This window comes from Agrobacterium pusense (assembly GCF_013285525.1).
Lineage (GTDB): Bacteria > Pseudomonadota > Alphaproteobacteria > Rhizobiales > Rhizobiaceae > Agrobacterium > Agrobacterium pusense.
In genome coordinates this window covers 1,260,281-1,272,691 of record NZ_CP053856.1, presented here as the reverse complement: position 1 = coordinate 1,272,691, position 12,411 = coordinate 1,260,281, and the positions used below count along the sequence as shown (strand labels likewise).

The following is a 12,411-nucleotide window of genomic DNA, read 5'->3' as shown; positions in this document are numbered from 1 at the left end:
CCATGTCTCGGCGTCAGTCAGGTCGCCGCGCCGCCTTTGGGCGTCGCGAGCCACGCTGCACAATCCTTCAACGCCCGCGCCGCGATCAGCTGACGTTTCATGATCGTCTTGTCCTTGCCGCGAAAACGCTTGACGCCTTCTGGCTTGACGATCGAGCCTGGCTCCAGTTCGGGGAAGAGGCCGAAATTGATGTTCATCGGCTGGAAGGAGCGTTTGCCCGGTTCATCATCGGAAGACAGGTGGCCGCCGGTGATGTGGTTGAGCAGCGAACCTAGCGCGGTGGTGGCCGGCGGCAGGCTCGGGATTTCGCCCTTTTGCTCGGCGGCGGCGAAGCGGCCGGCGAGGAGGCCGACGGAGGCGCTTTCCACATAACCCTCACAACCGGTGATCTGGCCGGCGAAACGCAGGTCCGGCCGGGATTTCAGCTTCAGCGAGGGGTCAAGCAGGGTGGGGGAATCGATATAGGTGTTGCGGTGCAGGCCGCCGAGGCGCGCGAATTCCGCATTTTCGAGGCCGGGTATCATGCGGAACACATCCGCCTGAACGCCGTATTTCAGCTTCGTCTGGAAACCGACCATGTTGTAGAGCGTGCCGAGCGCATTGTCCTGGCGCAGCTGGACGACGGCATAGGCCTTGACGGTGGGGTTGTGGGCATTGGTGAGGCCCATCGGCTTCATCGGGCCATGTCGCAGCGTTTCGCGTCCGCGCTCGGCCATGATTTCGATCGGCAGGCAGCCGTCGAAATAGGGCGTGCCTTCCCATTCCTTGAAACCGACCGTGTCGCCGGCGATCAGCGCGTCGATGAAGGCGTTATATTGCTGCTCATCCAGGGGGCAGTTGATGTAGTCCTTACCCGTGCCGCCGGGGCCGACCTTGTCGTAACGCGACTGGTACCAGCAGATATCCATGTTGATGCTGTCGCGGTGGACGATCGGGGCGATGGCGTCGAAAAAGGCGAGCGCATCCTCACCCGTCTCGGCCTGGATGGCGGCGGCAAGATCCGGCGAGGTCAGAGGCCCGGTCGCGATGATCGTGTTGCCCCATTCCTTCGGCGGCAGGCCGTTCACCTCTTCGCGGAGGATCGTCACCAGTGGGTGACCCTCCAGCGTTTTCGTCACGGCCTCGGAAAATCCGTCGCGGTCAACGGCAAGCGCGCCGCCGGCCGGCACCTGGTGTTTATCGGCGCAGGCCATGATCAGCGAGCCGGCAAGCCGCATTTCCGCATGGATGACACCAACCGCATTGGCCGTCGCATCGTCGGAGCGGAAGGAGTTGGAACAGACCAGTTCCGCCAGCGTATCGCCCTTATGCGCATCGGTGCCGCGCACACCGCGCATTTCGTGCAGGATGACGGGAACGCCGCTCTCCGCAATCTGCCATGCGGCTTCCGAGCCGGCCAGCCCGCCGCCGACGACGTGAATGGGAGAAATGGTCTTGTCCTGCATGTCGATGTCCATGGGCGGCCGCGGGGCCAAGGCTCCCGTCCGGCGGCCGTCATTCGAGTGAGAGTTCCGCGCGGGTCCTAAAAGGACGCGGCATTGTTTGCCGATGCACTAGCATGCATGGCGGGGGCAGCCAAATGGTTTTGGCGGATGGAGGCTAGTGGGCTACGAAGCTCCCGCCGGGATCGAGGAGCAGGCGCGCATTTTGAAGCGGGCGGATGCTGCCTGCTTCTTCTCCCCGCCGGGGAGAAGGTCGCGGCAGCGGGATGAGGGGGCGAGGTTGGAGATATCAGGGGAGCTAGCCCCCTCATCCCACCCTCCGGGCCACCTTCTCCCCGGCGGGGAGAAGAAACAAGCGGCGATCTCGAACCCGATGTATTTGGCGTAGCGCCCGTATCCGAAATGCCGGCCGGCCCTGTAAAACCGAATGGTGGCGGAAGCCAGGAGTGCATCTTCGGAAAAAAGCCGCTTGCAGCGGAAACTCCAGAATCAAAAACGGCGCCAGAGGCGCCGCTTTCTTAACCTGTCGCTCAATCGTCGCGCCCTGGAGGTCGGGCAGCGGGACGATCGTTTACGCCTTAGCGGAACGAACGGGCTGCTACGTTACGGATGTCGTAACGGGTCAGGCCGATGTCGCTCAGAGCCTGGTTGGAGAGGCTGCCGAGTTCGTTGATCGTGCGGCGGTAGGAGATCCAGTTCTTTGCGATGCGGATAGGGTTCATGGTCGTTTCCTCAATCTATCTCTGTTGATTTCGTCTGCCGGCTCAGCGGTTTCTCTGTGCTCTCGGCTGTTGAGGTTTATATATAGACATGAAGCCATGTTGTGCAGTGCAGAATTTAGGCTACTGCCATGCATTTGTGCAGTATGTCGTCTAAATTTGCGGCTTTGGGTATAATATGGGCAAAATATGAGCGGAAATGCCTGCCTCTGAGGCGGCTTCGAGGGGTATGGCGGCCTTAGACGGCTTTCGAAGGGGCTCTGCGGCGTGAGAGGGCAATCGGAGCAGGCCCGGACATCATCCTGCCGTACGCCAACACTCGGCATCAATGCATTTATCCGTCGGCCCAGCAGGCGGTACAGAAGAATTGCTTCGAGGTGGGGAGCCGCCCAAAACGAAAAAAGGCCAGAGGCGGAAGCCTCAGGCCTTTTTGGGTAGGTCGTCTCGCATCCGCCGCAGAGCGGCGGGACGTCCAATTAGAAGCCGACGGCGGTCTTGGCGACGCGCCGGATGTCCTGACGGCCAATGCCGAGGTCATTCAGTTCGCGGTCGGTCATGCGGCCGAGTTCGGTTACGGTCTGACGATACTTGCGCCAGTTGGTGAGCGAGCGTGCAATGTTCATTTTCATCTTCCTCTTCGTGCTGTTCAGTCGCCGCGGCCAGTCTTGGGAGGCTTTGGTCCGGGGCTGAACTCGATCTCTGTATGACCACGAATATAATCGGTTTAATCAAAACAAAAACAGACAAAGCAAGATGCCACCTATGCATTAAACGCAATGCAATCCGGTAAAATGCCCCGATTGCGGCGATTCATGCATAATTTGTGACCAATTTGTGTGCTTTTGATGGAGTCATCCGCCTGCAGCCCTGCGGCGGTGCGTCATGCGGCGGCTGCGTGCGGCGGTACCGGCGCCATCATGTGCCCGCCATGCCATAATATATATAATGTCAATGCAGCCGCGTGTTAGCATGAAGCGGCCATATGAAGGGGGTCGGTAATCGGGGAGGACGATGGCGCGCTACGCCGCTGCCGTCCCTGTATCCTGGAGGCTTTCGTGTTCCGAAAATCCATTGGCCGGTCGCGAAAGCGGGCCGCGCCTCCTTCTGCCCAGCCCGGCCGGCAAGAAAAGTCCGGGCGAAACGAAAGGCAACGGAACGGCGTGCTTGACCCTTTCTGAACATTGTGACATACCGCCGCCCAACGTGCGGGTATGGCGGAATTGGTAGACGCATTGGTTTTAGGTACCAACGCTTCGGCGTGGGAGTTCGAGTCTCTCTACCCGCACCACAAGCAAGGCATGGCTGTGCCACGCTTGCGCCAGAGTGCATCCTTACAGGATGCGGGGAGCTTCGGGGTTCATTTCTCCCCTTTGGTCTTTATTCTCCGGTGCAGGCGTAACGGTGTCCGGCAGGCGCTTGCGTAAGAAATAACGGAAGCCACGGCCGGGGAACGATGTTTCCGGCGCAGTGCTCGAAAGTAAACCAACGGCTGTCTGAGCACCGCCGCCATGATGTGAAGGTTAGGAAAATGCAGGTTATCGAAACGCTCGCTGAAGGGCTGAAGCGCGAACTTAAGGTCGTTATTCCGGCTGCCGACATGAAGGCCCGTCTGGACGAGCGCCTGGTCGACGCCAAGGACAAGGTTCGCATCAACGGTTTCCGTCCCGGCAAGGTGCCGGTTGGCCACCTGAAGAAGATGTACGGCAAGTCCATCATGGCCGACCTCGTCAACGAGCTGGTTCGTGAAAAGCCGTCCGAAATCCTCTCCAGCCGCGGCGAGAAGTCTGCAACGCAGCCTGCGATCTCCATGACCGAAGACGAGCAGGAAGCTGAAAAGATCCTGTCGGCCGAATCCGACTTCGAATTCACCGTTGCCTACGAAATCATTCCGGCCATCGAACTGAAGGCTAATGACGGCATCAAGGTTACCCGCGAAGTTGTGGAAGTGACCGAAGACGAAATCAACGAGCAGATCCTCAAGATCGCCGAAAGCGCCCGCACCTACGAGACCAAGAACGGCAAGGCCGCTGAAGGCGACCGCGTCACCATGAACTACCTCGGCAAGGTAGACGGCGTTGCCTTCGACGGCGGCGCTGCTGAAGACGCTGAACTGGTTCTCGGTTCGGGCCGCTTCATCCCCGGCTTCGAAGACCAGCTGGTTGGCGTCAAGGCCGGCGACGAAAAGACCATCACCGTGACGTTCCCGGCCGATTACCCGGCGGCGAACCTTGCCGGCAAGGAAGCCAACTTCGACATCACCGTCAAGGAAGTTGCTGCTGCCGCTCCGGTTGAAATCAACGACGAACTGGCCGAAAAGCTTGGCTTGGAATCGGCTGAAAAGCTGAAGGAAATCGTCAAGGGTCAGATCGAAAGCCAGTACGGCAACGTCACCCGTCAGAAGGTCAAGCGGCAGATCCTCGACCAGCTGGACGAGATGTACAAGTTCGACACGCCGGCTGGCCTGGTTGACGCCGAGTTCGACAACATCTGGCGCCAGATCAACACCGATCTCGCTCAGTCCGGCAAGACCTTCGCTGACGAAGACACGACCGAAGAAGAAGCCCGCGAAGAATATCGCAAGCTGGCTGAACGCCGCGTCCGTCTTGGCCTCGTTCTCTCCGAAATCGGCGAAAAGGCCGGTGTCGAAGTGACCGAAGAGGAAATGCAGCGCGCGCTGTTCCAGCAGCTGCAGCAGTTCCCGGGCCAGCAGAAGGAAATTCTCGATTTCTTCCGCAACACCCCCGGCGCTTCCGCTTCTCTGCGCGCTCCGATCTTCGAAGAAAAGGTCATCGATAAGCTGCTCACCGAAATCTCGGTAACGGACAAGACCGTTTCCAAGGAAGAGCTGCTGGCTGACGACGGCGAAGAAGCCACGGAAACCAAGAAGAAGGCGCCTGCCAAGAAAAAGGCTGCTGCCAAGGCTGACGACGCCGCTGAAGGCGAAGAAGCCGCTCCGAAGAAGAAGGCTCCGGCCAAGAAGAAGGCTGCTGAAGGCGACGCCGAATAATCTTCTTCAGCGCAAGCTGATTTGAATTGAAGGGCCGTGGCGAAAGCTGCGGCCTTTTTGTTTGGGAAGATGCGAATGGTTCCGCCCTGAGCGACGTAGCCAGTGGCACAAATCAGCGCCACTGGCAGGTGTAGATTGCTAGAACTGGTTCCGGCTATCGCTTCTAGGATCGTTATCCACCTGGTGAGGTGCATATAGATCGCCACGCGCTTTTTGCCGCCATGGTCGCGCGGGATGTTCTCGATTGATGATGACGTCCGCCACCGCAATGGCCGGTAAACCACTGACCGGGCATTGAGCCGCCCATTGACCATCCGGCGCTGCTATTGCCGATGGGGCGCCGGGACTTTGGGTGGCAATTGTGGAATAGCTGGCCCAGTAGGTGTTGCTTGCTGCATGCCCCAATATCTCGGCGGCAAATGCAGGGGCATTTGAAGCGTCTTCACCTGCGGTAGAAAACAGCATGCAATCAACACTGAGCTTCTCATATTCCATGAATATTTCCGGGTAATGCGCCTCCATGCCAAGCGCGCAACCGAAGCGGAACCCATCAACGTCGAACGTCACGGGGAGGTGTCCCGGCGAGTACATGAACGAGATTTTGGTTTTCGACAACAGACGTTCATCATAGCGGGTTATAATCGCGCCACGATCTGAGATGACGTACAGGCTTTTATATGGTCTGTGGGGCGGCGTCGGTCGATGGACAGCACCGAGAACTGTCCAGAGTTTCAGCTTGCGCGCCAGTTTTCTGGTCGCCTCCAGTTCTTTGCGCAGAGTGTCCCATTCAAAGCGTGTCCAGTCGGAAGGGCCTATTTCCCGCGGACCAGTCTCTGACATGATCCGTTTATGCGGCCAGCACGTTGCCCCTTCAGGGAAGTGTATGAGACGTGCGCCAGCAAGATGGGCATCGTTCATAAGACGGCGTATTTCCTGTCCGCAGTTTTTTAGGGCGGAGATATCACGAGGATCGTTGACCAAGGATGTCTGCGCGACCGCCACCCTTATTGAGTTGCTGATAGGAGCGTCCGGTATTCTGCGAATATGCTGGAGAGCAGCTGTATAAGATTCGCCTGTTTTGGCCGCGCGAGCTCTCACCCGACGTTTTAAATTGCTATTTGCGTCATTGTCAGGCCTTTCACGTCTCAGACGCAGTTCCCCAGCAACCCGCCCGAAACGATCGGACCAAGACAATTGCCTGAGACACTAGTCCCTTTGCCTCCGTGGAAGACCCTGCTGGGGAAGGTCGTGGAGGTTAGGCGCAGGCCACGCGCTCACGAATATCCGTTGGAAAACGCCGATTCGTCAAGCGGCCGGGATACCTGGCCATGTGAAGCTTCCCGATCACAATGCAGTGCAGCATGATTTTTTGCTGCATATGCTCTTGTTCATCTCCCGTTCATCTGGCACCCTGCGCAGCATGATTTGCCTGGTCGTATCAAGCGGCCGTTCGGGCATTGCGCCGCTTGAATGTGGCTTCATCGCAGCCAAACCATTGGCCTTAGCTTTTACCGTGCTTGCCGGGTTCTCCCGGTGCGCCCTTAATTTGCCAGGGGACAAGTATGTCGCTCCGAACGGGTTCTGCCCTTGTATTATCGTTCTTCACCGCAGCCGCGGCCGCCCATGCCGATGAGGCGGGGCTGATCTGGAAGCCGGTCAAGAATTCCGATCGGTCCTATACGGCGCGCATCGGCGCGAAACTGCCGGTCGATACCCCGATCCGGGCCGGGCTGGAAATGGGCATGAATGCCTCAAAGACGGGGCGGGTGGTGGATACGCCGGTGCGGCTGTGGGGTAATGTTACGTTGCTGGCCGAACAACTGCCGGGCGTCTCGCTTGCGCGGGATGTCGGCGTCATGTTCAACGCCCTGACAGGGTCGAGCAGCGTTTCCATGACCTCGCAGCAGAAGCGCATCGTCACACCGGAGCTGGATATCGAGGCGAACCGCAATTTCACCGTGCGGTATGACGGCACGGCGCAGCAATGGAACGGGCTTGATGTCTCACAATCGCTGCGCCTGTCCCGCTCGGAAACCGGCACGGCCTTCGTGCTGACGGGGGCGAGCCGCAACAGTTTCAACGAGTTCAGCAGCGGTGTCGCGGTGGAACAGAAGCTGGGCGATCACCTGACGGTGCGCGGGACGCTGGATCAGGGTTATGCGGATCATTTCCGGCCGGGGGTAAGTGCGCGGTACAGTATTCGGTGGTGAGGGGCGGGCTGGCTGTATACGGTTGGTTCGCAGGTGAGAAAGTCTCTTTAGGGGCGAAAACCTTTCCTCCGTCATGGCGGGCTTGACCCGGCATCCAGTGACGGCGAGTCGGCGCTGTGAAAGAGTATTTCGCTATCAAAGACTTGATCGCGCTGGATCCCGGCTCAAGGCCGGGATGGGGATGCTGTGCTTTCTCAGAAGGCCGATTACGGCAACTCCGCCGTCTCAAAAGCCGCCCCCGTGCAACCTCAATCCTTCTTGATCTCACCCATGCGGTTCCACGCATCAAGCCCGGCAATCTTGTAGGCTTCCGCCAGTGTCGGGTAGTTGAACGTATTCTCGACGAAATATTCCACCGTGCCTTTGAGGTTCAGCACCGCCTGGCCAATATGCACCAGTTCGGTGGCGCCTTCGCCGACGATATGGACGCCGAGCAGGCGGCGGGTTTTCAGCGAGAAGATCATCTTCAGGAGGCCGCTGTCGAGACCCATGATGTGGCCGCGGGAGGTCTCGCGAAAATGGGCGATACCGCATTCATAGGGAATGTTGCGTTCGATGACTTCCTCTTCCGTCAGGCCGCAGGTCGAGATCTCCGGCACGGCATAGATGCCGTAAGGGAAGAACTGCGGCGGTTCGCCGGCCGGTGCGCCAACGGCATGGCGGGCGGCGATGCGGCCCTGTTCCATGGACGTGGAGGCAAGGCTCGGGAAACCGATGATATCGCCGGCGGCATAGATGTTCGGCACGGACGTCTGGAAGGTTTCAGGATCGACTTTCAGGCGACCCCGGCTGTCGGCTTCCAGCCCGCAGGCCGAAAGGTTGAGCGTGTCGGTGGCGCCGACACGGCCGGCGGCGAAGAGAACGGTCTCGGCCTTCAGAACGCGGCCATTGCCGAGCGAGACGAGGCACTTGCCGCTCTCGTCGCGCTCCACCTTTTCCGCCTTCTGGCCGAAGATCAGCTTCATGTTGCGGTCGCGCAGCTGATAGGCGAAATCCTCGACGATTTCCTTGTCGATGAATTCGAGCATGGTTTCGCGCGGTTCCACCACCGTCACCTGCGTGTCGAGCGCGCTGAAGATGGTGGCATATTCGATGCCGATGACGCCGGCGCCAACCACGATCATGGAGCGCGGCAGTTCCTTGATTTCGAGAATCTCGTCCGAATCGAGCACCGCTTCGCCATCGAAGGGAATATGCGGCGGCCGGTAGGGGCGGGTGCCGATGGTCAACAGAATGGAAGTGCCGGTGACATTCATGATCTCACCGTCGTTCTTCACCACCTTCATGGTGTTGGCGTCAACGAAGCTTGCCGTGCCGCGAATGTGCTGCACGCGGTTGCGGGCGAACTGGTGTTCCAGCACTTCCACTTCGTGATCCAGGGTGATGAGCAGGCGGCGGCGCAGGTCCTCGGCGTCGATCTCCTGCTTGACGCGGTAGGAGCGACCGTAAAAACCGCGCTCGCGCCAGCCGGTGAGGTTGAGCGCCGTTTCGCGCAGGGTCTTGGAAGGGATGGTGCCGGTATGCACCGAAACGCCGCCGACGCGGCTGCCTTTCTCGATGACCAGAACCTTCTTTTCGAGCTTGGCGGCCTGAATGGCGGCCCGTCTTCCCGCCGGACCGCTGCCGACAACAATCAGATCGAACTGGTGCATGAAAAACCCCGGAATAGAATGCATTTCGATACCGGATGTCGCATCCGGCATGGCGTCGCCGCGAAATGGTCGTGATGCCATTTTGACGATGGGGAGTGATTCCCCCGTTTGCCTTGCCCGCTAGAGTGCAATGCAACAAACGCCTGCGTCAATCTGTAGCGCAAGAATCTGACGGATTCGTAACTGGGTGGGGATATTCGGCGCGGGGGTCCGTTTGCATCTGTCGTAGGGTGCGTATGGCTTTACCCCCCTCTGCCCTGCCGGGCATCTCCCCCTCAAGGGGGGAGATCGACATGCGGCTAGGTTTCGGCCATCTCAATGTCGAGGGTAAAGTGGCGAAAGGGCCTCTGGCCGATCTCCCCCCTTGAGGGGGAGATGCCCGGCAGGGCAGAGGGGGGTAAAACCTCACGCACCCCCGCTCCGCTGTACTCTAAAACCCCAACAGCTTCATCCCGCACGGCACTGCCGAACGGGTGATCGCTAGAGAGGTCGGGCGATTGCCCGGCTGCGCCTTGATTTGGTTTGGTGTGGGTCGGATGCGTTGCGCAGCCGGGTCTTTCACCATGCCGTATCTCGCAAGGACCGTGCACTGCACCCTGCGACATGGTCCTTTCCACGAACGTTGCCAGCGTTCCACCACCAGGACCGTCCCTTGGTTTCCGCCACGTCTGGCGTCCACCCGGCAGGACTGCGATCAATATAACAGCCTGTCGCGGAGCGGGGAAAAGCGGGGGTGAATTTTTCCGGTGTCAGTCTTCCTTGCGGGTGACGTGGCGGTGAAGTGCTGCAAGGTCCTGCCGCAGCGCAGCCAGTTCGGCCAGCACTTTCACATCGATCTTTTCATGCAGTGAAAGCACTTCCAGTTCTGCCTTCAGATTCACCTCATAATCCTTGGCGGCCTCGAAGCGGTCGCGGGCGGCCTGACGATTCTGCGACATCATGATGATCGGCGCCTGAATGGCCGCCAGCATGGAAAGAAGCAGGTTGAGGAAGATGAAGGGGTAGGGATCGAAAGCGCGGGTGGTCAGTACGATGGTGTTGATGATAGCCCAGAAAATCAGGAAGAAGCAGAAGCCGAGGATGAAACTCCAGGAACCGCCGACCCTGGCAATCTTGTCTGCCAGCCTGTCGCCGAAACTGGCGCCGGCGGAAAATTCCGCATTAATATCGCTCGAAACCAGCTTTTTTTGGTGCGCCAGCTCGAGAATGCGCCGTTCCACCTCGCCGATTTCACGAGAGGAGCGCTTGAAATGAGAGACGATATAGTCGGAGATATCTGACACGGGCGTGTCTCCGGTTCTGATTGGCGGTGCGGAGCTTTCCCGAGATAAACCCGCATGATGGCGGAATTCAAACGTTTTCCGCCACCATGCGTTCAGGCGTCCCTCGCCGAAATTCATTACACCGACGGCGCGCCCTCGTGCAGCCAATTGAAGCCGGGGAAAAAGCGCTCTTTTCCATATTGCTTGCCGAACATCATGTCGAATTGCAGCAGGCGATAATTGCGCACCACGTCAGGGACCGCGTTCGGCGCGATCGACCAGTCAGGCAGGGCATCGCCACCGGCCGTCACCAGCATGTGCCGGTCGATCACGGAAAAGGCCTGCTGAACTTCACCCAGCGTGCCGGTATAGAAAGGATCGGAAAAGCCTGCGGTCTTCAGCACGTGATAGGGCAAAAGCGCCGGGCTGATGGTGCCGATATTCTTACGCACGCCCTTCTTCGAAGACCACACGACGAGCGGCGTCTCGTGCTCCTTCTTCATCACCTCAAGCGGTGCGCGGCGGCTTGCCACCATGCCCGGCATATAGCCGCTTTCCACGAAGGTCTGGCCGAGCGGCGGCAGATGATCGCCGAAGAGGACGATGATGGTCTCACGATCGCGCTTCTTTGCCCAGCGCATCAGCTTCAGCAGCGCTTCGTCCGCTTCCACCACCCCTTGAGAATAGGTGGCGAGCGCCTGCGAGGCCGAAGCCGAGAGTTCGCCCTCAATGCCGATGGTGTTTTCGGCGTAACGGTTTGTCTCATAGGGGCCGTGTCCCTGCAGGGTGACGGCAAAGAGGAAGAGCGGGTTCTGCGTCCGGTCCGCCGTCGCCATGATCTCTTCCATCAGCGCGTCGTCGGAGGCAAAATTGCCGCGTTTTTCCATGGCCGGTAGCGTCTCTTCGGAGCGGAATTCCTCGAAGCCGAAATTTTTATAGACCTGCTTGCGGTTCCAGAACCATTCCTGGAACGGATGAACTGCGATGGCGGAATAACCTTCGCCGCGGAAGAAGCTGGCGAGAGAGGGCACCGGGCGGCGGATATATTGCTGGTAGGGAATGCTGCCATAGGGCAGGAAGGCGTTCGAAAAGCCGGTCAAGGCCTCGAATTCCACATTTGCCGTCATGCCGCCGAACTCGGGCGAAAACACGTTGCCGGACTGTTTGGCGCGGATGGTCGGCATGGGATCGGCCGAGAGATTCACGTTTTCAAGCCGGGTCGGATCCCACAGGGATTCGCTCATCAGCATGATGACGTCAGGGTAATCACCCTTGTTGGCGGCGAAAGATGCCGGTTCCGAGGTGAGATCGGCGATGCTGTTTTCGCCGTAACCCTCCGGCGCCGAGACATTGGCCATGGGAATATTGAAGGCGAAGGCCATCAGGAAGCCGTTGTGGCGGTAGTTTTCCTGCTGATCCCACATCATGGGGATGATGTTGAGGCGATCGCGCACCCAGGAATAATGCGAATAGTCCATCAGCGAGGCGATGCTGGCGAGAAGCGGCAGCGCCAGCGCAAGGCCGGCGGCGCGCTCACGCCAGCGCAACACCGGCGAATGACGGTGCGCCAGCAGCCAGAGAGCCGCGAGAGAGGCAATTGCGGCGCTGAGGCCGAGACCCACCAGCATCGCCGTAAACGGCTGCGCCTTCAGCATGGTTGGCAAAAGTTCGAGAATCTGCCGCCCGAACAACAGGTCTGAGGGATAAAGCGGATCGGAAAGATAGGTCTGTTTCTGCGCTGAGATCAGCCCCACCAGTGCGCAGAGCGGCGCGACCGCAATCAGTGAAAGATAACGCCGGCCGAGGATCGAATCCAGCGCGACGAGAAGGGCGAGCACGGCGGCAATGGTTGTCATGCCCGGACGCGCGGAGGAGGTGATGAAAGTGCCGACATCCTGAAGCGAGCCGCGGACGACCCATTCCAACGCCACGACCAGCACGACGGACGCGACCGTCAGGTTGGCAAGCGTGTAGGCCGTGCCAGAAAGCTTCGAAAGGCTCCTTGTCCATGCAGGCGAAAAGACAAAACCAGCCTTTTCGGAAGCCGTTGTTTTTGGCGCCGAATCTCTCAAACCCATACTCCGGTATTTCAGGCGCCAGCACCGATCCGGGGAGGTGA

The 12,411-nt window shown here is 59.3% G+C and carries 9 protein-coding genes and 1 tRNA gene; 3 read left to right on the top strand and 7 right to left on the bottom strand.

Going from position 1 to position 12,411, the window contains the following annotated elements:
- Nucleotides 1-17 precede the first annotated feature (17 nt).
- From trmFO to HQN82_RS06240, 3 genes are all read right to left on the bottom strand, one after another.
- A complete protein-coding gene (trmFO, locus tag HQN82_RS06250) occupies nucleotides 18-1,457 on the bottom strand; it encodes a methylenetetrahydrofolate--tRNA-(uracil(54)-C(5))-methyltransferase (FADH(2)-oxidizing) TrmFO (RefSeq protein ID WP_162699333.1) in 1,440 nt (479 codons plus the stop codon).
- A gap of 563 nt (nucleotides 1,458-2,020) precedes the next feature.
- The gene (locus tag HQN82_RS06245; RefSeq protein ID WP_003495735.1) at nucleotides 2,021-2,164 is read right to left on the bottom strand and encodes a DUF1127 domain-containing protein; all 144 of its coding nucleotides are present in this window, start codon (nucleotides 2,162-2,164) and stop codon (nucleotides 2,021-2,023) included.
- A gap of 473 nt (nucleotides 2,165-2,637) precedes the next feature.
- Nucleotides 2,638-2,784 (bottom strand): DUF1127 domain-containing protein, encoded by a 147-nt coding sequence (locus HQN82_RS06240; RefSeq protein WP_004442060.1) that lies wholly within the window; start codon nucleotides 2,782-2,784, stop codon nucleotides 2,638-2,640.
- A gap of 582 nt (nucleotides 2,785-3,366) precedes the next feature.
- Between HQN82_RS06240 and HQN82_RS06235 the strand changes: the two genes are divergently transcribed.
- Both HQN82_RS06235 and tig read left to right on the top strand, forming a co-directional pair.
- A tRNA-Leu gene (locus HQN82_RS06235) sits at nucleotides 3,367-3,449 on the top strand.
- Nucleotides 3,450-3,689: 240 nt separating this feature from the next.
- Nucleotides 3,690-5,168, top strand: a complete 1,479-nt coding sequence (gene tig / locus HQN82_RS06230; protein ID WP_112765850.1) for a trigger factor — start codon at nucleotides 3,690-3,692, stop codon at nucleotides 5,166-5,168.
- 138 nt (nucleotides 5,169-5,306) lie between these two features.
- Here the strand turns inward: tig and HQN82_RS06225 are convergent, their stop codons facing one another.
- Nucleotides 5,307-6,317 carry a carbon-nitrogen hydrolase family protein gene (locus tag HQN82_RS06225; protein ID WP_173615002.1) on the bottom strand — a complete coding sequence of 337 codons (1,011 nt, stop codon included), beginning with the start codon at nucleotides 6,315-6,317 and terminating at the stop codon, nucleotides 5,307-5,309.
- Between the two features lie 413 nt (nucleotides 6,318-6,730).
- Between HQN82_RS06225 and HQN82_RS06220 the strand changes: the two genes are divergently transcribed.
- Entirely contained in the window at nucleotides 6,731-7,378 is a 648-nt protein-coding gene (locus HQN82_RS06220; RefSeq protein WP_112765849.1) for a hypothetical protein, read from the top strand.
- A gap of 248 nt (nucleotides 7,379-7,626) precedes the next feature.
- Here the strand turns inward: HQN82_RS06220 and sthA are convergent, their stop codons facing one another.
- From sthA to HQN82_RS06205, 3 genes are all read right to left on the bottom strand, one after another.
- Nucleotides 7,627-9,030, bottom strand: a complete 1,404-nt coding sequence (gene sthA, locus HQN82_RS06215; RefSeq protein ID WP_004442050.1) for a Si-specific NAD(P)(+) transhydrogenase — start codon at nucleotides 9,028-9,030, stop codon at nucleotides 7,627-7,629.
- 749 nt (nucleotides 9,031-9,779) lie between these two features.
- Nucleotides 9,780-10,313, bottom strand: coding sequence for a DUF1003 domain-containing protein (locus HQN82_RS06210; RefSeq protein WP_035210951.1), 534 nt, complete (start codon nucleotides 10,311-10,313; stop codon nucleotides 9,780-9,782).
- A 116-nt stretch (nucleotides 10,314-10,429) separates the two neighbouring features.
- A complete protein-coding gene (locus HQN82_RS06205; RefSeq protein ID WP_162699324.1) occupies nucleotides 10,430-12,370 on the bottom strand; it encodes an LTA synthase family protein in 1,941 nt (646 codons plus the stop codon).
- Between the last annotated feature and the right edge of the window lie 41 nt (nucleotides 12,371-12,411).

Coding starts and splice junctions, on each gene's coding strand:
- tig (WP_112765850.1), top strand. CDS start 3,690: ATGCAGGTTATCGAAACGCTCGCTGAAGGGCTGAAGCGCGAACTTAAG.
- HQN82_RS06245 (WP_003495735.1), bottom strand. CDS start 2,164: ATGAACCCTATCCGCATCGCAAAGAACTGGATCTCCTACCGCCGCACG.
- HQN82_RS06240 (WP_004442060.1), bottom strand. CDS start 2,784: ATGAACATTGCACGCTCGCTCACCAACTGGCGCAAGTATCGTCAGACC.
- sthA (WP_004442050.1), bottom strand. CDS start 9,030: ATGCACCAGTTCGATCTGATTGTTGTCGGCAGCGGTCCGGCGGGAAGA.
- HQN82_RS06205 (WP_162699324.1), bottom strand. CDS start 12,370: ATGGGTTTGAGAGATTCGGCGCCAAAAACAACGGCTTCCGAAAAGGCT.
- trmFO (WP_162699333.1), bottom strand. CDS start 1,457: ATGGACATCGACATGCAGGACAAGACCATTTCTCCCATTCACGTCGTC.
- HQN82_RS06220 (WP_112765849.1), top strand. CDS start 6,731: ATGTCGCTCCGAACGGGTTCTGCCCTTGTATTATCGTTCTTCACCGCA.